This window comes from Faecalicatena contorta (genome assembly GCF_003149105.1).
In the GTDB taxonomy this organism is placed as follows: Bacteria; Bacillota; Clostridia; order Lachnospirales; family Lachnospiraceae; genus Muricomes; species Muricomes contortus_C.
Genome location: NZ_QGDS01000002.1, coordinates 261,556 through 281,589 on the forward strand (window position 1 = coordinate 261,556; position 20,034 = coordinate 281,589).

Sequence of the window (20,034 nt, forward strand, 5' to 3'; positions counted from 1 at the left end):
TATAATGCTTTATTTAGAGGAAGGACAAGACCATATGAAATTATTGATTCAAAATGGACATGTTTTGGACCCCTTAACGGGGCTGGACGGCATTTGTGATGTTCTGGTGGAGGATAACAGGATACAGAAAGTAGAAAAGAATCTTTCTGCAGCTGGCGGAAGGGTAATCGATGCCTCCGGCTGTTATGTTATGCCGGGATTTATAGATATGCATGTACATTTGCGTGATCCTGGATTCGCTTATAAAGAAACCCTGGAGACAGGAGGCAGAGCGGCTGCACGCGGAGGAGTTACGACCATGTGTGCCATGCCGAACACGAAGCCTGTTACAGATACAAAAGAAATGGTAGAGGAATTGCACAGAAGGGCAGAAACAGAATGCCCGGTACATGTGATTCAGCTTGGCGCCATTACAAAAGGGGAAGCCGGAGAAGAACTGGCAGATATACAGGGGATGGCAGAAGCCGGGTGTCATGGGATAAGTGAGGACGGCAAGTCATTGATGAATGCTTCCCTGTACAGAAAGGCCATGCGGATAGCAAAAGAGTGTGGCATCTCCGTCTTTGCACATTGTGAGGATATCACTATGGTAGAAGGCGGAGTGATGAATGCCGGCAGAAAGGCCGAAGAACTTGGAGTAAAAGGCATCACCAACAGTGTGGAGGATGTAATTGCGGCAAGAGATATCCTGTTGGCAAAAGAGACAGGAGTCCGCCTGCATTTGTGCCACTGCTCTACCGCAGACAGCGTAAAGATGATTGAGGCTGCCAAGAAGGCCGGACTCCCGGTTACAGGAGAAGTATGCCCTCATCATTTTATTTTATCTGATGAAGATATCGCAGAAAATAATGGACGGTATAAGATGAACCCGCCGCTGCGTTCCCCAGAAGATGTGGAGGCGCTAAGAGAAGGGCTGAAGAACGGCATTATAGACGTTATAGCTACCGACCATGCGCCTCATTCCGTGGAGGAAAAAAATGTTCCTATGGAAAAAGCTGCTTTTGGAATTGTTGGACTGGAGACATCTGCATGTCTGACTTATACCGGATTGGTGGAGAAAGGTGTGCTCACCCCCATGCAGATGGCGGAAAAGATGAGCTATCATCCGGCCAGAATCCTGGGGCTGGAAGACAAAGGATCCGTATCACCCGGGAAAATAGCAGATCTGGTCATTTTTGATCCTGTCCCAGAATACAAAATTGATAAAAATACATTTCTGTCCAAAGGCAAAAACACACCTTTCGACGGATACCCGGTAAAAGGGGAAGTGCGGTATACAATAGTAAACGGGAACATTATTTTTGGGGACTGACCCTTTTGAAAAGGGACTGACCCTTTTGCGGGCCGTTTTCAGAATATTCAGATAATTCAGGAGGCTTTTATGATTCAAAAATTGATAGAAAAGATTAAAAAAACAAACGCTCCCATTGTTGTTGGATTGGACCCTATGATGGGGTATATCCCGGAGCATGTCCAGAAGAAGGCTTTTGGAGAGTTCGGTGAGACTTTGGAGGGAGCTGCAGAGGCTATCTGGCAGTTTAATAAAGAGATTGTGGACAAGACTTATGATTTGATTCCTGCTGTGAAACCGCAGATTGCCATGTATGAGCAGTTCGGTGTGCCTGGACTGGCAGCCTTTAAAAAGACGGTGGATTATTGTAAGGAAAAGGGTCTGGTTGTGATTGGAGATGTGAAGCGCGGAGACATTGGTTCTACGTCAGCCGCTTATGCAGTGGCACATTTGGGTAAAGTAAAGGTAGGCAGTAAGGAATATGCTCCTTTTGATGAGGATTTTATGACAATTAATCCATATCTTGGCTCCGATGGTGTGAATCCGTTTTTGGATGTGTGCAGAGAAGAGAAGAAGGGATTGTTTATTCTGGTGAAGACTTCTAATCCTTCCAGCGGGGAGTTTCAGGACCAATTGGTTGACGGAAGACCCCTTTATGAGTTAGTAGGTGAGAAGGTTGCCCAATGGGGTGAGCAGTGTATGGGAGATGATTACAGCTATGTAGGTGCTGTAGTAGGGGCTACATATCCTGAGATGGGAAAGACACTCAGGAGAGTAATGCCTAAGTCTTATATCCTGGTTCCAGGTTATGGTGCCCAGGGCGGTCAGGGAAAGGACCTGGTACACTTCTTTAATGAGGATGGTCTGGGAGCAATTGTAAACTCTTCCAGAGGTATCATTGCGGCGTATAAGCAGGAGGCTTATGCCAGATATGGAGCGGAGAACTTCGGCGAGGCTTCCAGAGCAGCCGTGGAGGATATGGTTACGGATATAAGCCGGGCTCTGGCAGAAAGATAAGTGCAGGAGGAGAGGATTATGTCTAACAAAGGAAAGGAATCTGCTGTTATCCTGTCTCAGGAGTGTATTGCTCCGGATATCTACAGTATGTGGATTCAGACAGAGAAGATTGCTGCCGGGGCAGTACCGGGACAGTTTATTTCTATGTATACAAAGGATGGAAGCAAGCTGCTTCCCCGTCCTATTAGTTTATGTGAAGCAGAGAGTCAAAAAGGACAAATTCGTGTTGTGTACCGGGTGACAGGTGCCGGGACAGGAACAGAGCAATTTTCCCGGATGAAGGCCGGGGATACTATAGATATATTAGGGCCATTGGGAAACGGTTTTCCATTAGATACGGCAAATGGCAGCCGGGCAATGCTGATTGGCGGCGGAATCGGTGTGCCACCGATGCTGGAGCTGGCAAAGCAATTGGATGGAGAGAAGACGCTGGTTATGGGGTACCGGGACGGCCAGTTTTTGAAAGAGGAGTTTGAGCAGCAGGGCAGTCTTTTTATTGCCACGGAGGACGGCAGTGCCGGAACCAAAGGAAATGTGATGGATGCTATTGCTGCAAATGAATTATCTGCGGATATCATATATGCCTGCGGGCCATCCCCTATGCTGCGGGCCATCAAGCGGTATGCGGAAGAAAAGAAGATTGTATGCTATGTATCCATGGAGGAGAAGATGGCATGCGGAATCGGCGCCTGTCTCGCATGTGTATGCCAGTCCAAAGAAGTGGACGGGCACAGCCATGTGCATAATAAGCGTGTCTGCAAGGACGGTCCCGTATTTTTATCTACGGAGGTGGAAATTTAATGAATACAACAGTGAATCTGGCCGGCGTTGAATTGAAAAATCCGGTGATGACGGCCTCAGGTACATTTGGCTCCGGGGAGGAATATAGTGAGTTTGTAGACTTAAACCGATTGGGTGCAGTAGTGACAAAAGGAGTGGCAAATGTGCCATGGACAGGAAACCCTACCCCCAGAATTGCAGAGACTTATGGCGGGATGATGAATGCCATAGGACTTCAGAATCCGGGAATGGAGGTGTTCTGTCAGCGTGACATTCCATTTTTAAAACAGTTTGACACCCGGATTATCGTGAATGTATGCGGAAAATCCACGGAGGATTATTGTGAGGTTGTAGAGCGCCTGGCAGATGAGCCGGTGGATATGCTGGAAATCAATATCTCCTGCCCAAATGTAAAGGAGGGCGGCATTGCATTTGGACAGAATCCAAAAGCAGCAGAGGCCATTACAAAAGAAATAAAGCGGTATGCCAAGCAGCCAGTAATTATGAAGCTGAGTCCCAATGTAACGGATATTACAGAAACAGCCAAGGCTGCGGAGGCAGGCGGGGCAGATGTATTGTCTCTGATTAATACGCTGACAGGTATGAAGATTGATATTCACAGACAGGCATTTGCGCTGGCAAATAAAACAGGGGGTGTATCGGGCCCCGCAATAAAACCCATTGCTGTGCGCATGGTTTATCAGGTCGCAAATGCAGTGAAACTTCCCGTTATAGGAATGGGAGGAATTTCCACATATGAAGATGCCATTGAATTTATTTTAGCCGGAGCAACAGCAGTATCGGTGGGAACAGCGAATTTCTATAACCCTGCGGCTACCGTGGAAATTGCAGACGGAATTGAGAAATATATGGAAAAGTATCATTTTGAAAATATCAGAGATATGGTTGGAATAGTAAAATAAGTGTAGCTGTTCAGTACAGGACTGTGCATTTACTGCACAGGACCTGTAAAAACATTGAACATGTAATAGCAAGCCCCATCGCCAAAGGCGATTTTCATGGGCTTGCGGCGTATCTGGTTACGGTTCTGAACAGATACAAATAAGTACGCATTAAGGGAGGATGTTTATGGAACAATATAAACAAGAGTTTATTGAATTTATGATTGACTGTGAAGTTTTGAAATTTGGAGACTTCGTTACAAAAAGTGGGAGAAACACTCCGTTTTTTGTAAATACGGGGTTCTATCGTACAGGCACCCAGCTTAGAAAGCTGGGAGAATACTATGCAAAGGCAATTGAGCAGAAATTCGGATTTGATTTTGATGTTTTATTCGGACCTGCCTATAAAGGAATTCCTCTTACAGTGGCTGCTACCATGGCAATCAGTGAATTCTATGGAAAAGATATCAGATACTGCTCTAATAGAAAAGAAGTAAAAGACCATGGGGACACAGGAATCCTTTTGGGAAGCCCGATTCAGGACGGTGACAGGATTGTTATTATTGAGGATGTAACTACAGCGGGAACTTCCATCTCAGAGACACTGCCGATTATTAAGGCACAGGGAGAGGTGTCTCCTGTGGGACTTGTAGTTTCCGTTGACCGCATGGAGCGGGGCCAGGGAAGCAAGAGTGCACTGGATGAAATACAGGAGACTTATGGCCTGGAGACAACCGCAATTGTTACGATGGCAGAGGTTGTAGAACATCTGCACAATAAACCTTACAAAGGAAAAATCATAATTGACGATGTACTAAAGGGAGCAATTGATGCATACTACGAACAATATGGCGTAGGCCGATAGTGATTGGCGAGGTATCCCACGAGCTTAGCGACATGTCGTTGGTTAGCAATCGTATTTTGGTTGCTTAGCAAGGACGGTACCCTTGGGGGAAAAGAACTTCATTAAATCAGGAGGTAATAATAATATGGAAAGAGCGTATAAAACCATGCAGACAGCGGGGGCCGGCAGTATTGCCCTGGGAATTATCATGATTGTGACAGGGATAACAGCAGGGATTATTACAGTAGTCAACGGGGCACGCCTGCTGAAACATAAAAATGAGATTACGTTTTAAATAAGGGGTAAAAAATTTTGAATCAGAAACAAGTAAAAAGATTTCGTATCCTGGGGAGAGTTCTGTTTGTCCTCTACATGTTCTTTCTCCTGTATTTTCTGATTTTTTCAGACTGGTATGGAAGAACCGATATTTCGAGAGAATACCGGTATAATTTAGTACTTTTTAAAGAGATAAAACGATTCATTGAATACCGGGAAGAATTAGGGGCCTTCGCGGTATTTACTAATTTGTTCGGTAATATTTTAATATTTATGCCCTATGGGTTCTTTATTTCTATGGCAAGCAGGAGCAGAGGTTTTTTTATGACCTTGTTTTACAGTTTTGGCCTGAGCTTATGTGTGGAAACATTCCAGATACTTACAAGGGTAGGCAGTTTTGATGTAGATGATCTTCTGCTGAACACACTGGGAGGAGTGCTGGGGTATATTTTGTTCTTAATTTGCAATAGGATAAGGAGAAGACATTATGGGTACGGAAAAAAGAGACGCTAAGAGCAGGCAAAGGGACAAGGTACAGAAAAAAGGATCCCGGAAGTACGGACAGGCAAAGTTAAAGCATTCCCGTATGGGGATATATTCCTGTGTCTACGCGGCGATTTCGTTTGCGATCCTTCTTACCTGTATTCTGATTGCATTTGTTATGCGTGGAAATACTTTCGGACTTGTGGGAGGTGTTGGAATCCTCTCTATTGTATTGGCAGTGATTGGAATCCGGGCTTCTATAAAAGGAATGCGGGAGAGAGAAAAGCGTTACATTACCTGTAAAGCGGGACTGGCAGGTAATATTGTGATTCTGTTGGGTTTAATATTGATATTTTTAGGAGGGCTTTTGTAAATGGGATGGAAGGAATGGCAGACAGAGAAAAATGAACAATGCAGGGAAAGACATGAGCTTGCAATAGAAAGAATAAGGCTGATTGCTGCAGAAGAGGCTGTAGGCGCAGCCTTTTGTCCATTTTTCCGGAAAACAGCAGAATTCTTACTTCTGCTTGAGACTATGCGCGGAAAAGTAGAGGGCGGCGAATGGGAAACATTTACCATGGAAGAGATGCAGGAGCTGAACCAAGCCCTGTATGCAGATATTTTAGGGGTGCAGTATGCGACCAGTTACGCAAATCCTTCTTATGCAGTAAAAATGCTGGGACAGGAATACGGGCAGCTTCTGGGTCTGCTTTATGCAGAGGTGAGAGGAGGCATTCCCTATGCATTTGAGAACCGGGTGGATTATCTCACTATTTTAGGTGAGCTGTTCATTGAAATCTATAACTGTTTTGAAGCGGAAGAAACACCTGAGTACAAAGCCCTCAAGAATATTGTGTATTGGTATGCCAGCGACTATTGTGACGTCTTTTTAGAAGCCAGAATTGAGGAACAGGTAAATCCGGAGTATACTTTTGCGGCGGATATTATTACAGGTATGGATTTGGATGACGACAGATATCTCTACCGTTTTGGAGAGTACATTACACAAAATGAACTGGGTACAGCCAGGCACCTGAGAAGCCTGCCTGAAGAAACCATTCGGAAGATGGCGGACGTATATACAGAAGGCTACCGGATAGGCTTCATCAACACCGGAAAGGACTTATCAAAGAAGTCTGTTGTAAATATACGTTATTGTCTTGGATTTGAAAAGGTGATAAAACTTGCCATAGAGAATTTTGAAAAAATGGGACTAAAGCCTGTTATATTCAGGGCGGCGTCTAGTGTTATTACAAAGAAAGAACAGATAAAAGTCGGATATTACGGGGCTATTCCAAATAAGCAATATGAATATGACCACAGGTCAGACCAGGCATTGTTTATGGATAAACGTTACATTGAGCGTAAGCTGGATGTTTTAAAGAATGTATATGAAAAAAATAAAGAGCTGGCAGCACAATTTGCGGGCCCGGCAGTGATAGAGATTTTTGGAGAAAAGCCGTTTTCTCCGGATGTAAAGCCAGAGGCGGCGTCCTATACAGAAGCACAGCGCTCCCTGTCTCTGCTTTATGACAGCAGGTCCGGGCAGATTACGAACCAGTATATCAAAGGGGAAGAAAGAGGCTTTACGATTGTTGCCTATCCGGTGCCGGAGATTGGCAGTGAATATCCGGAAATTTTTGATGAAGTGATTCGCATTAACACCCTGGATTATAAGCTTTATGAAAAAGTGCAGCAGACCATGATTGACGTTCTGGACCAGGGAGAATATGTGCACATTCTCGGAAAGGACGGAAATCAGACGGATTTGAAGGTACAGTTACATCACTTGGAAAATCCGGAAAAGGAAACTATTTTTGAAAACTGCGTTGCTGACGTAAATATCCCGGTTGGTGAAGTGTTTACATCACCGGTATTGGAAGGTACACAGGGCACACTTCATGTCAGCAAAGTGTATCTCTATGAGCTCCAATATAAAAACCTGAAAATTGACTTTCAGGATGGAATGATTACAGATTATACATGTACCAACTTCGAGAATGAAGAGGACAATAAAAAATATATCTATGAAAATATACTCCACAACCACAAAACTCTGCCTTTGGGAGAGTTTGCAATCGGAACAAACACGACAGCTTATGTGGTGGCGAAAAAGTATGGAATCGAAGATAAAATGCCCATTCTGATTGCGGAGAAGATGGGACCTCACTTTGCCGTTGGCGATACCTGTTATAGCTGGAGCGAGGATGTCCGCACCTATAACCAGAATGGAAAAGAAATCGTAGCAAAAGAAAATACTGTATCTGCCCTCAGGAGAGAGGATACTGCCAAAGCATACTTCCATTGCCATACAGATATAACCATACCTTATGAAGAGTTAGAAGAAATAAGTGTAGTGACAAAAGAAGGCAAAAAGATTATACTATTGAAAGACGGAAGGTTTGCGCTTAAAGGAACAGAAGCCCTTAATGAGCCACTGGCCGATAGTGATTAGCGAGGTTCTTTCGAGCTTAGCACGTAGGCCGTTCTTTGAGCTTAGCGAAACATTGAACACTTGACGAGGTTTTCCACGAGTCTAGTGAGAAAGTTCACCCTTGTGGTGTGTATTGTCGAGCTTAGCGAAAAGAACTTCCATAGAAAGAAAACGTATACTTGGAAGGAGACAGGATATGCCAAAAGTAGGAATAGTAATGGGAAGCGACTCTGACTTAAAGGTTATGAGTAAAGCAGCAAGTATGCTGGAAAAGCTGGGAGTCGATTATGAGATGACAATTATCTCCGCACACCGTGAGCCAGATGTGTTTTTTGAGTGGGCAAAGGCAGCCGAGGGTAAGGGAATCAAAGTAATCATTGCAGGGGCAGGTATGGCTGCACATCTGCCGGGAATGTGCGCGGCACTGTTTCCCATGCCTGTTGTAGGAGTTCCGATGTCAGGGAAGAATCTGGCTGGAGAAGATGCATTGTTTTCTATTGTACAGATGCCTCCCGGAATTCCGGTGGCTACGGTTGCAATTGACGGCGGAATGAATGCGGCGATTCTGGCAGCCAAGATTCTGGCTGTGTCAGATGCAGAACTTTTAGACAAGCTGAAGGCATATTCTGTGGAAATGAAAGAGACAGTTCAGGGAAAAGCTGCAAAACTGGAAGAAATAGGATACGAAGCTTATCTGAATATGTAGAAAATTTGTAACTGTTCAGTACAGGACTGTGCATTTACTGAACAGATACGAAATTTTCTATCACATAGAATGGAGAAATTATATGGATTATAAAAACGCAGGTGTTGATATCGAAGCAGGCTACAAATCAGTAGAGTTGATGAAAAAGCATGTGCAGGAGACAATGAGGCCGGAAGTTCTGACAAATCTGGGTGGATTTTCAGGCGCATTTTCTATGGAGAAGTTCAAAGATATGGAAAAGCCCACGCTGGTATCTGGTACAGATGGTGTAGGCACCAAATTAAAGCTGGCATTTCTCTTGGACAAGCATGATACAATCGGGATTGATTGTGTTGCAATGTGTGTGAATGATATTGCATGTGCAGGCGGAGAACCGTTATTTTTCCTGGATTACATTGCATGCGGCAGGAATGAACCTGAAAAGATTGCTGCAATTGTCAGCGGTGTGGCAGAAGGATGTAAACAGGCTGGTGCCGCATTGATAGGCGGAGAAACAGCGGAGATGCCTGGATTTTATCCTATAGAGGAGTATGACCTTGCAGGGTTTGCAGTAGGAGTTGTAGACGAAAAGGACTTGATTACAGGAAAAGATTTGAAACCAGGAGATGTGCTGATTGGTATGGCATCATCGGGCGTGCACAGCAACGGTTTCTCTCTGGTGAGAAATGTGTTCAGCATGAAGAGGGAGGCATTGGATACATATTACGACAGCCTTCAGGCTACGCTGGGAGAGACACTTTTAGCACCTACAAAGATTTATGTGAAGGCTCTGCGCGGTGTAAAGGAAGCAGGTGTTGTAATAAAGGCGTGCAGCCATATTACAGGCGGCGGGTTTTATGAGAATATACCCCGTATGTTAAAAGAGGGTACTCATGCGGTTATCCGCAAGGACAGTTATCCCATACCTCCGGTTTTCAACATGCTGTCTGTGGATGGTGATATTGAGGAAAAGGTAATGTATAATACCTTTAACATGGGCCTGGGGATGATTCTTGCAGTAGATAAAGCCGATGTGGACAGGACAATGGAAGCAGTGAACGCTGCCGGTGAGACGGCGTATGTGGTAGGACAGATAGAAGCAGGAGAAAAAGGAGTTACCTTATGCTAAGGATCGTTGTTCTGGTTTCCGGAGGCGGGACCAATCTGCAGGCTATTATTGACGGCATAAAGGATGGTACAATTTCAAATACGGAAATTACAGGTGTTATCAGCAACAACAAAAATGTACGTGCACTGGAACGTGCCGGGGAAAACGGAATTGCGAATTTCTGCATTTCTCCAAAAGACTATGAATCCAGAGAGGTGTTTAACCGGAAGCTTTTAGAGGCAGTGGATGCCTGCAGGCCGGATTTGATTGTACTGGCTGGATTTTTGGTTGTAATTCCAGCCATCATGATAGAAAAATACAGAAACCGTATCATAAATATACACCCGTCACTAATTCCGGCGTTCTGCGGGAAGGGATATTACGGGCTGGGTGTCCATGAAGCAGCCCTGGAACGGGGAGTAAAAGTAACCGGTGCAACGGTTCACTTTGTGGATGAAGGGACGGATACAGGTCCCATTCTATTACAGAAGGCGGTAGAAATTAAGCAGGGGGATACCCCTGACGTTCTGCAGCAAAGGGTGATGAAGCAGGCAGAATGGGAAATACTTCCCGCAGCCATCGATTTGATTGCGCGTGGTAAGGTTACAGTGACAGATGGAAGAACAGTTATCTTGGGATAAGGCGGAGGACTAACCGCACCCATTAAAAATGAGGTGGGAGTTATGAAGGTATTGATTGTAGGCAGCGGCGGCAGGGAACATGCAATTGCGGAAAGCGCGGCAAAGAGCAGCAAGGTAGAGAAGATATATTGTGCACCGGGAAATGCAGGGATTTCAGAATATGCCCAGTGTGTAGATATTAGTGCTATGGAATTTGATAAACTGGTTGCTTTTGCCAGAGAGACATTGATTGATCTTGTAATTGTAGGTATGGATGATCCCCTGGTAGGCGGTCTTGTGGACGAGATGGAAAGAGCGGGAATCCGTACATTCGGTCCTCGCAAAAACGCGGCGATCCTGGAAGGCTCCAAGGCATTTTCCAAGAACTTGATGAAGAAATACAAGATACCTACAGCAGGCTATGAAAATTTTACGGATGCAGATAAAGCCCTGGATTATCTGGAAACTGCAAGGTTTCCCCTTGTTTTAAAGGCCGACGGACTGGCACTTGGAAAAGGAGTGTTGATTTGCAGTACACTGGAGGAAGCGAAAGAAGGCGTGAAGGATATCATGCTGGATAAGAAATTCGGTTCCGCAGGGAATGAAATGGTAGTTGAAGAATTTATGACAGGAAGGGAAGTGTCTGTACTTTCCTTTGTGGATGGCAAGACAATCAAGACCATGACCTCTGCCCAGGACCACAAGCGTGCGGGAGATGGGGACACAGGTTTGAATACAGGCGGTATGGGAACATTTTCCCCAAGTCCTTTTTACACGAAAGAGGTGGAAGAATTCTGTAATCAGTATATTTATCAGGCCACAGTGGATGCAATGGCTGCCGAGGGAAGAGCGTTCAAGGGTGTTATTTTCTTTGGGCTGATGCTTACAGAGGAAGGCCCCAAGGTTCTGGAATATAATGCACGCTTTGGCGACCCAGAGGCACAGGTTGTACTGCCCCGTATGAAAAATGATTTGATTGAGGTAGTTGAGGCTTGTATAGACGGGACTTTGGACCAGGTTGATCTGCAGTTTGAAGACAATGCGGCAGTCTGCGTGGTACTTGCTTCCGAAGGGTACCCTGTGAAATATGAGAAAGGATTTGAGATTACCGGGTTAGATGAGTTTCAGAAATATGAAGGATATTATTGTTTCCATGCAGGGACCAGATTTGACGGAGACAGGATTGTAACAAACGGAGGCCGTGTGCTGGGTATTACAGCTAAAGGTAAGGATTTGAAAGAAGCCAGAGCGAATGCTTATGCTGCGGCAGAGTGGGTGCAGTTTGAAAATAAATATATGCGCCGGGACATTGGCAAAGCCATTGATGAGGCAGATGCTTATTGAATATTAGTAGTTTAACAAGCATACCTTATTGAACGTTAGTAGTTCAATAAGTATGCCATATTAAACATTATCAGTTTAATAAGTATGGGTTAAAAAGATTCGGAAAATATGAGTTTGCAGGAAAAAGCCGGTGATGTTGGAGACAATCATTATCGGCTTTTGCAGTTTCGGGTACGGCAACCAGGTTCTATTTTAGAAAGGCGGGGATTGATTTGGCGACAAGAAAAGAATACAAGGAGAAGAGAAGAAATAAGGTACAGGGAAGAAGGAAAGGGCCTGTTATTGCTGCAGCAGCCGTAGTTATTTTACTGGCCGCAGCAGGTGGGATTCTGGCCTGGAAGATGCTTGGGATAAAATCCACGCCCCAGAAAACTGCGGAGAAGTATTTTGCACTCTTAAATAAAGGGAAATACGAAGAGATGTATGGGCTGCTGAGTAAAGAGACAAGAGAAAATGTGTCAGAGGAAGACTTTATCAGCAGGAATCAGAATATTTATGAAGGGATAGCTGCCCGGAATATCAAGATTGCCCTGAAAGGGGAGCCTGAGTATAAAGATGGTAAAAAACAAGCAGCGGTGTCTTATTCTACTGTAATGGACACTTCCGCAGATGAAGTGACATTTGATAATAAAATGCAGCTAATAAAAGAAGATAATTCTTATTTTATTGCCTGGGATTCCACTTTGATTTTCCCGTTCCTGAAGGACGATTATAAAGTTCAGATTAATACAAAAACTGCAACCCGGGGTTCTATTATAGACAGAAACGGGCAAATGCTTGCAGGTCAGGGAACAGTCTCAGAGGTAGGAATTGTACCTGGGAAACTAGGGGATAATAAAGAGGAAGCTATCCGCAAAATTGGTGAAATACTGGATATGACAGAAGATGAAATTAATCAGAAATTGAGTGCCTCTTATGTACAGGAAGACTCCTTTGTTCCCCTGAAGAAAATTTCAAAAGCAGATATTGCATCGGAGACGGAGCTGCTGAAGGTTTCCGGCATTTTAATTCAGGATAAAGAGGAGCGGGTATATCCTTTGGGCGCTGCAGCGGGCCAACTGACAGGGTATATACAAGCTGTAACGGCGGAAGAACTGGAAGAATTGAAAGACAAAGGATATCATGAAAACAGTGTCATAGGCAAATCAGGGCTGGAGAGGGCTTTTGAGGAGGAACTTAGAGCCAGTGACGGCAGCAGTATTGATGTTGTAGATGCAGAAGGTGCAGTGATTGAGACTGTAGCTTTTAAACCGGCTCAGGACGGAAAGGATGTAAAGGTGACCGTGGATGCAGAAATGCAGAAGAAAGCCTATGAGCAATTTGCTTCAGACCCGGGCACTGCGGCAGCCATGAATCCGAAGACTGGAGAAGTTCTGGCATTAGTAAGTACTCCGTCTTATGACCCTAATGAATTTATTATGGGAATGTCCAACAGACGTTGGAATGAGCTAAATGAGGATGAAAACAAGCCGCTGATGAACCGTTTTAATACCTCCTGGGTTCCAGGCTCCACATTTAAAGCAATTACTGCTGCAATTGGTGTGGACACAGGAAAAATCCAGCCGGACTTAAATATGGGATATGTTGGCCTGAAATGGCAGAAAGATGGAAGCTGGGGAGATTATTATGTAACTACATTGACAGATTACGGCGCAGAAGTAAATCTGGAAAATGCACTTGTTTATTCAGATAATATTTATTTTGCAAGGGCAGCACTGGAGATTGGCGCCGACACGATGATTGAGAACTTCGAAGTACTGGGGTTTGATGAGGAGATACCTTTTGAGCTCAGTCTTTCAAACTCCACGTATGATGATGACGGCAAAATTGATTCCGATATACAGCTGGCTGATACTGGATATGGGCAGGGACAGCTTCTCGTAAACCCTCTGCATATGATATCCATGTATACAATGTTTGTAAACGAAGGGAATATGATTCAGCCCACAATCCTCTACCAGGAAAATGCGAAAGGAGAGATCTGGAAGCAGCAGGTTATTTCCCTGGAGGCAGCAGAGCTGGTTAAAAATGATTTAATACAGGTTATCGAAAACCCATCGGGGACCGGAGCCAAGGCAAAAATTGACGGTGTTCTTATGCTGGGCAAGACCGGAACAGCGGAAATTAAAGAGACTCAGGACGATGCAGATGGCGTGGAGCGGGGCTGGTTTGTCTGCGAAACTACAGAAGATATTGCAAAACCTATTGTCATAACAGGAATGGTAGAAGATGTAAAAGGGAAGGGTGGAAGCACCTATGTAACAGAAAAAGTGCGTGAAATTGTGGCGGCTTACGAGCAGTAGATACATGAAAAAGCTACAGTTCACACCCGGGGGGTGCGCACTGTAACGACATCCAGCACATTTAAGCCGCCTGCGGCGAGGGGCTGGTGCCCTGAAGCCGTTGCTTTAATGGCTCCGATGCCGTGCAGCGGAGTGCACGGCACGGTCTGAACAGTACCCCCTGCTGAATAGTCACATGAGAAATATAGGCATACTGATTGAGAAGTCAGGGAAATTATGTTAAAATCTTATTAGGACAATTGTAAACATTGCGGTACCCCGGAAAGGTTCTGAAATTAAGAAAATGTAGGTGGACGATTATTCATGAAAGAATTGTTAAAACAGACGCTTCCTTTTTGGGAGGATTTAACGCGAAATGAACAGAATACCCTTGCACAGGGAGTGGTAAAAAGTTCATATGAAAAGGGAAATGTACTTCATTATGGAGGCAGGGAGTGTGCCGGTGTGCAGATTATTAAGTCCGGACAGGCAAGAGTATTCGTGACTTCTCCCGGGGGCGGAGAAATAACCCTGTTCAGGCTGCTGGAGGGAGATGTAAGTATTTTAAGCGCCGCCTGCATGATGAAAGGACTGGATATTGAGCTGGATATGGAGATAGAAGAGGATTCAATCATCTATACCATACCAAAAGTGCTGTATAAGGACATTAGTGACCAAAATACAAAAGTAAAGGATTATACTTTGGAAATGATATCTGAAAAATTCTCAGACATCATGTGGCTGTTTAACCAATATGTATTTTCCAACGTTGCATCCAGGCTGGCAGATACGATTTTGGAACATAGAGCACTGGCTGGCTCAGATATTCTGGCGATTACCCACGATGTTCTGGCGAGAGATATAGGAACCGCGAGGGAAGTCGTAACCAGACTTTTAAAACAATTTCAGATAGATGGACATGTGAAGCTTACCCGTGGACGTATTGAAGTATTAGATGCCGCAAATCTGGGTAAAGTATAGTAAAGCTTGTTTTGTGATTTTGTCACAGAAGAATCTGGAAATTGTGTTATACTTAATTATAATTGAAAAAGATAATTTCTAAATATAAATAAAAGGAGGAAACAAAAATGTCAGTAATTAAACTTACAGCACAAAATTTTGAGCAGGAGGTTATGCAGTCAGATAAGCCGGTACTGGTTGACTTCTATGCGGACTGGTGTGGACCATGTAAAACAATGTCTCCAATCGTAGAAGAGATTTCAAAGGAAAAGACAGATGCCAAGGTATGCAAGCTGAATATTGATGAAGAGATGGAAATTGCTCAAAAATACGGGGTTATGAGTATTCCTACATTTATTGTATTCAAAGATGGCCAGGTAACTAAAAAAGATATGGGAGCAAAACCTAAGAAAGCTGTACTCTCCATGTTTGACTAGAGACCAAATTAAATACATTATCTGAAATTTAACCTTTGCCCTTGCCTTCATAAGTTTTTGAAGGCGGCAAAGGTTTTTCATTACTCTGCTTAACCAGATATTCAGATGGGGCAGGAACCAAATCTTATTCTATCCTTATTTGTGGGAATACCATTAACTACTTTTTGCCACTCACCGTTCTGGAATACTTCATATTGTTCAAAAGCACAAGGTAATTCGTTTGCAGTAGATATGTCGCTGCTATCCATAAGCTGAAAATGCAGGTGAGGACCAAAAGAATTGCCTGAATGGCCTACTCTGCCAATAATTTCACCCTTTTTTACACTCTGGCCAACTGATACATGGACAGACCCTGTCTGAAGATGGACCAGCGCCGCATATACATTGCTGCCGCATTCTATAATGATATAGTTTCCGGCGACTGATTGTACATCATCTTTACCCGGGGCAAAATAGTGAGCATTTTTATAAGAGTTAAACATATCTGAAAGCAAGTTCGTCCGCGTTCGTTCTTCATAACAATCTTGTGCTTGAATAACGGTCCCGCTGCAAGGTGCATATATCTTTTGGCCCCAACAATAATATTCATTTAAGGGAACCCCAAAAAGTAGATATTGGGGCAAACTGACACGATAGGCGGGCCAGCCCTTTCTGTCCCAATCCACTTGTATAAAATCATAAGCATATCTTGTTCCGAAGCGATCTGTGCCATGGCTGGGAACTTTTGTTCCCGGAGTGTTGGGAGAAAGCCATTCTCCCCTCAAAGGAAACTTCACAATTATTGGTTCATGCACTTTACTCATCTCATTCTCCCTATTCATTACTTGATATATAGAAAATTTTCCTAAGTTCGCCAAAGTATTCGTCAAGTGCTGCAATGATATGTTTATCATCCAGGCTTGAGCTTTGTGAATTTCTAATATCATCCAGTATTTGATTGGTAAAACCTATATTAGACCAAAAAATAAACTGTTTGCATTTGTCAATATTCAAACCAGCTCTAAACTTTGAAACATCAATCATATCAAATATTTGATGGCCGCATGATAATTGCTTTTTGTGGGATCTATTTTCAAGTGCTTTATTGACCTCAGCAGAGTTTGTCACAATAGAAAGTTTGTCAAACTCAAAAATCCATGGATGCTGTTTCAGTAATTCAATTTGAAGAATATATAGGCTCCAATTTAACGGAAGAAATAGTAAATGGGATTTGTACTTTGTCCTATTCAAGAACTCCCACTTGTATAAGTAAAAATCTCATCTATTTGATGTTGATACAAGATTAAAAAGTACTATTCAATACTTTGCTGAAAACAATATTAGTGATCTGTATCCATGCCATTGTGTTTCTTTTAAAGTTAAAGCGGAAATAAATCGCCGTATTCCCATATGTGAAATTGGCGCAGGTTTTACAATAAACATATGATAACGTAAATACATTATGAGCATGAATAGTACTTGTTCAATGCTGTTAAACTACCTGGCTAAATCTTCATACCAACAATCTCATCCATATATTTTATACATCTCCATTTAAGTATTTTTTTATATTATTTATTGTTTGCTCAGCAGCCCGCATATCTGTCTGCATGGAATGGCCTGCATGCAAATTATTATGGATTACATTGTCATTGTTTATAATATGTTTTGTTTTTTCAGTCGTACTTGAATTATCACAAATATAATAATTGCTTTTATCCTTTATCCATTCTTCTAAAGCTTCGATATCATAACAAGTGCCAAGGGAAGTGTTAATTATGATTTTGCCATTTCCAAACTCTTGAAAAGACTGTTTATCCATTACTAAAGAATCTCTATTTACACTAATTGCAATTGCATCTGACTTCTGTAACAATTCATTTAATGGAAGGTATTTTATATTTTCTTTTTCAAGTTCAGGCTTTCTGGTTCTGCTATAATAATATATATCTGCACCAAAACATTTTAAAGCTCTGGCCGTCATTCTTCCTATTGTGCCAAGCCCAATGATTCCTACTTTTAAGCTGTTTAATTCATATACTTTTTCTTTCCATCTGTTGCCTTTTAATCCGTGTAATAAATTTAATAATTCAGCTACAACATATTCAATAGTGCCTTCATCCCCATAGTCTTTTAATGGTAAAACTACTACATTATTATCTCTGCAGGCCTGTAAATCAATATTTGAATACTTTTCATCATATAAGGAACAACCCATGCCTATGTATTTTAAATTAGGGCTGCTTTCAATAATTTCCCTTGTGATTCTGGCCGGGTATGATACTAAAATGCAGTCGGCATCACCAATTCTTTTTATATATTCATTTTCATCAGCTGGAGTATTATAATAAATTATAAGCTCATTACAATAATTCTTTAATTGTTCCATGCCTTCTTTTGTTATTACAATCTGTTCCAAAACCACTATTTTATTAAACTTATTTTTCATATAAATTCATCTCCTTATCATTTTAAAAATATATACTTTACCAGGAAATTCTCTGATATTCCCCGTTCTTTTATAAGTAGAATTGTTTTTATTTTGAATCTATTATACTTATACCATAAGCTATAATCTTTTTCCATAAAAATACAACATATTAATTTGTCTTGACAACGAAATAACTATAGTCAGAGGGGGTAGAAACGAGTTTCGGCTAGCTTCAGCTTATAATAGCTTTTCTTAGTATTCCTGAAAACTATAGGAGAGTATTCTTTATAAGTATTTGATATTGGATTTGTTTCAACATATAATAATTAACGGAGGAGGCAGAATGATGATTAAACTAGGAATAACTAATGAATGTCTGGTGAAAAACCTGAAAGATGCAGGAGATATTGAGGGGAATCCTGCCCTTCAGGAAGCCTGCGAATTAGGAAGGGCACTTTAACCGGAAAGGAGTGTTTAAATGAAAATAAAAAAAATATCTATGCTAATCTCTATAATATGTGTGATTGCTTTGGCTGGCTGTTCGGGTAATTCCTCCCCGTCTGAGTCTTCTGTGAGTACCGGTGAAACGTCCTCTACTCCTCCACCGACTCCAACCCCTTCTTCCGATCCGGCAGAATCGCAAGCGCCGGAGGAATTTCAAGAAGATGATACTATGTCAACTGTAAACATTCAGGTTGGCAACAAGAACTTTACGGCAATTATGTATGACAATGAATCAGCACAGGCGATTTTCCAAGAAATGCCCTTTACCTTAGAGATGAATGATTATGCGTCCCAGGAAAAGGTGGCTGAGCTGACCTTTGATTTACCCTCCGCGGTGACGGAAACCCCTGCGGCAATTAACGCCGGAGATATGTATCTTTGGTCGGGCAACAATCTGGTGCTGTTTTATACCACATTCTCAAACTCTTACAGCTACGTTCCGGTTGGATACATTGAAGATATCACCGGACTTCAGGATGCTCTTGGAAGCGGCAGCGTTGAAGTAACATTTCAAAAATAAAATTATGAGTTTCTTCGCATGAACATTGTAAAACTGTTAAAACAATTTGTGCTGGTTTATATTCGTGTATGATGACTTTTAACCGTCATGTTAAACATAAAGAGGATGAATATATGATTTATAAAGAGTTTCAAGACATAAACTATCTGCCCTTGGTTTAGGAGCCATTGCGTGGCGGAAAGCTGTCAGCTCTGTCAGCGGAAAACACCGAAAAGTTAAAGGAGCTTCGTCCAGATGAAAGCATTCTTTTACTGGAGACGGATTTATTGCACCGATGACACTAATGGCACTCCCTTCTGAAAAACAGCCCGGAGCCTGCATCGGCTGTCAGAGCTGTGAGAGTATCTGTCCTCAGCAGATTAAATTTCTGAGGCTATGAGTGAGTTTGTTAGAAAACTCAATGGTTAATGCAGAAAATGGGTGAAAAGTGTTTAAAATTGGAAAGTTTTGTAGCATTCACGATGTTATGTCTGATATCAAACAAAATAGTGAAATAATCTTCATTTTTCTTATCTGTTCTTTTCCAGCTTAAAGAGTTTTTTCCAATTCCTTACCGCTATCCACTTCTTTAATGAATTTGGCTGGGACACCGCCCACAATGGTGTTGGCCGGAACATCCTTTGTCACTACCGCGCCCGCGGCAACGATGGCTCCGTCTCCAATGGTTACACCAGCCAGAATAGTTGCATTAGAACCAACCCATACATTTTCTCCAACTATAATGGGTGCCGGGTGCATAGTACCTCTTTTTTCGGGTGCAAGGTCATGATTGAGCGTAGCCATGACCACATTGTGTCCAATCAAGGAGCCGTCACCAATGGTAATACCTCCCTGGTCCTGGAACTTGCATCCCGCATTGATAAATACATTTTTGCCTATGTTGATATTTTTACCGCAGTCTGTATTAAAAGGGGGAAACATTGCGAAGGACTCATCCACAGGTTTTCCAATCAGCTCTGACATCAAGCTGCGGATTTCTTCCGGTGTATGATAAGTGTTATTTAATTCTGCCGTAAGCCGCATAGCCTCATTACTTACCTTATGCATAAAAAGATGAACTTCTGAGCCTCCAATGACTGGAAGTCCGCGATTCAGATGATCTAAAAAATCTTTTAACTCCATGGTATTTGTCCTCAC

Annotated in this window: 22 protein-coding genes; 18 read left to right on the forward strand and 4 right to left on the reverse strand. The window is 42.7% G+C overall.

The window, feature by feature from the left end:
- Positions 1 to 34 precede the first annotated feature (34 nt).
- From A8805_RS04600 to trxA, 16 genes are all read left to right on the forward strand, one after another.
- Entirely contained in the window at positions 35 to 1,312 is a 1,278-nt protein-coding gene (locus A8805_RS04600; RefSeq protein ID WP_109709264.1) for a dihydroorotase, read from the forward strand.
- Positions 1,313 to 1,381: 69 nt separating this feature from the next.
- Entirely contained in the window at positions 1,382 to 2,308 is a 927-nt protein-coding gene (gene pyrF, locus A8805_RS04605) for an orotidine-5'-phosphate decarboxylase (RefSeq protein ID WP_109709026.1), read from the forward strand.
- A gap of 18 nt (positions 2,309 to 2,326) precedes the next feature.
- The gene (locus tag A8805_RS04610; protein WP_109709027.1) at positions 2,327 to 3,109 is read left to right on the forward strand and encodes a dihydroorotate dehydrogenase electron transfer subunit; all 783 of its coding nucleotides are present in this window, start codon (positions 2,327 to 2,329) and stop codon (positions 3,107 to 3,109) included.
- Positions 3,109 to 4,011, forward strand: coding sequence for a dihydroorotate dehydrogenase (locus A8805_RS04615; protein WP_109709028.1), 903 nt, complete (start codon positions 3,109 to 3,111; stop codon positions 4,009 to 4,011). The genes A8805_RS04610 and A8805_RS04615 overlap by 1 nt, the downstream gene beginning before the upstream one ends.
- A gap of 166 nt (positions 4,012 to 4,177) precedes the next feature.
- Entirely contained in the window at positions 4,178 to 4,855 is a 678-nt protein-coding gene (gene pyrE / locus A8805_RS04620) for an orotate phosphoribosyltransferase (RefSeq protein WP_109709029.1), read from the forward strand.
- A 124-nt stretch (positions 4,856 to 4,979) separates the two neighbouring features.
- On the forward strand, positions 4,980 to 5,129 hold the full coding sequence (locus tag A8805_RS22025) for a hypothetical protein (protein ID WP_181392736.1): 150 nt from the start codon (positions 4,980 to 4,982) through the stop codon (positions 5,127 to 5,129).
- A gap of 77 nt (positions 5,130 to 5,206) precedes the next feature.
- Entirely contained in the window at positions 5,207 to 5,623 is a 417-nt protein-coding gene (locus A8805_RS04625) for a VanZ family protein (RefSeq protein ID WP_420319466.1), read from the forward strand.
- Entirely contained in the window at positions 5,598 to 5,966 is a 369-nt protein-coding gene (locus A8805_RS04630) for a DUF6142 family protein (RefSeq protein WP_109709031.1), read from the forward strand. The genes A8805_RS04625 and A8805_RS04630 overlap by 26 nt, the downstream gene beginning before the upstream one ends.
- Positions 5,967 to 8,048 (forward strand): aminopeptidase, encoded by a 2,082-nt coding sequence (locus tag A8805_RS04635; protein WP_109709032.1) that lies wholly within the window; start codon positions 5,967 to 5,969, stop codon positions 8,046 to 8,048. It begins immediately after the preceding gene.
- A gap of 175 nt (positions 8,049 to 8,223) precedes the next feature.
- Positions 8,224 to 8,733, forward strand: coding sequence for a 5-(carboxyamino)imidazole ribonucleotide mutase (gene purE, locus A8805_RS04640; protein WP_109709033.1), 510 nt, complete (start codon positions 8,224 to 8,226; stop codon positions 8,731 to 8,733).
- An 82-nt stretch (positions 8,734 to 8,815) separates the two neighbouring features.
- On the forward strand, positions 8,816 to 9,841 hold the full coding sequence (gene purM / locus A8805_RS04645) for a phosphoribosylformylglycinamidine cyclo-ligase (RefSeq protein WP_109709034.1): 1,026 nt from the start codon (positions 8,816 to 8,818) through the stop codon (positions 9,839 to 9,841).
- Positions 9,835 to 10,461: a phosphoribosylglycinamide formyltransferase gene (purN, locus tag A8805_RS04650; RefSeq protein WP_109709035.1), complete on the forward strand. Its 627-nt coding sequence runs from the start codon at positions 9,835 to 9,837 to the stop codon at positions 10,459 to 10,461. Before purM ends, purN begins: the two co-directional genes overlap by 7 nt.
- 42 nt (positions 10,462 to 10,503) lie before the next feature.
- The gene (gene purD / locus A8805_RS04655) at positions 10,504 to 11,784 is read left to right on the forward strand and encodes a phosphoribosylamine--glycine ligase (protein WP_109709036.1); all 1,281 of its coding nucleotides are present in this window, start codon (positions 10,504 to 10,506) and stop codon (positions 11,782 to 11,784) included.
- Positions 11,785 to 11,996: 212 nt separating this feature from the next.
- A complete protein-coding gene (locus A8805_RS04660; protein ID WP_242992274.1) occupies positions 11,997 to 14,087 on the forward strand; it encodes a penicillin-binding transpeptidase domain-containing protein in 2,091 nt (696 codons plus the stop codon).
- Between the two features lie 303 nt (positions 14,088 to 14,390).
- Complete coding sequence (locus A8805_RS04665; RefSeq protein ID WP_109709037.1) at positions 14,391 to 15,047, forward strand: Crp/Fnr family transcriptional regulator; 657 nt, start codon at positions 14,391 to 14,393, stop codon at positions 15,045 to 15,047.
- Positions 15,048 to 15,154: 107 nt separating this feature from the next.
- Positions 15,155 to 15,463 carry a thioredoxin gene (gene trxA, locus A8805_RS04670; RefSeq protein WP_109709038.1) on the forward strand — a complete coding sequence of 103 codons (309 nt, stop codon included), beginning with the start codon at positions 15,155 to 15,157 and terminating at the stop codon, positions 15,461 to 15,463.
- A gap of 101 nt (positions 15,464 to 15,564) precedes the next feature.
- On the opposite strand, the gene A8805_RS04675 is transcribed toward trxA, so the two are convergent.
- The 3 genes from A8805_RS04675 to A8805_RS04685 all read right to left on the reverse strand — a co-directional run bounded on the left by A8805_RS04675 (position 15,565) and on the right by A8805_RS04685 (position 17,891).
- Positions 15,565 to 16,266 (reverse strand): M23 family metallopeptidase, encoded by a 702-nt coding sequence (locus A8805_RS04675; protein ID WP_109709039.1) that lies wholly within the window; start codon positions 16,264 to 16,266, stop codon positions 15,565 to 15,567.
- Between the two features lie 10 nt (positions 16,267 to 16,276).
- Positions 16,277 to 16,693 (reverse strand): hypothetical protein, encoded by a 417-nt coding sequence (locus tag A8805_RS04680; RefSeq protein ID WP_109709040.1) that lies wholly within the window; start codon positions 16,691 to 16,693, stop codon positions 16,277 to 16,279.
- Between the two features lie 289 nt (positions 16,694 to 16,982).
- Positions 16,983 to 17,891 (reverse strand): NAD(P)-dependent oxidoreductase, encoded by a 909-nt coding sequence (locus tag A8805_RS04685; RefSeq protein ID WP_109709041.1) that lies wholly within the window; start codon positions 17,889 to 17,891, stop codon positions 16,983 to 16,985.
- 460 nt (positions 17,892 to 18,351) lie between these two features.
- Here A8805_RS04685 and A8805_RS04690 point away from each other — a divergent pair, with 460 nt between their 5' ends.
- Both A8805_RS04690 and A8805_RS22915 read left to right on the forward strand, forming a co-directional pair.
- Positions 18,352 to 18,897 carry a cyclophilin-like fold protein gene (locus tag A8805_RS04690; RefSeq protein WP_109709042.1) on the forward strand — a complete coding sequence of 182 codons (546 nt, stop codon included), beginning with the start codon at positions 18,352 to 18,354 and terminating at the stop codon, positions 18,895 to 18,897.
- Between the two features lie 283 nt (positions 18,898 to 19,180).
- Positions 19,181 to 19,276, forward strand: coding sequence for a 4Fe-4S binding protein (locus tag A8805_RS22915; protein WP_334294044.1), 96 nt, complete (start codon positions 19,181 to 19,183; stop codon positions 19,274 to 19,276).
- Between the two features lie 149 nt (positions 19,277 to 19,425).
- Here A8805_RS22915 and A8805_RS04700 read toward each other — a convergent pair whose 3' ends face one another.
- Entirely contained in the window at positions 19,426 to 20,019 is a 594-nt protein-coding gene (locus tag A8805_RS04700; RefSeq protein ID WP_109709043.1) for a sugar O-acetyltransferase, read from the reverse strand.
- Positions 20,020 to 20,034: the final 15 nt, after the last annotated feature.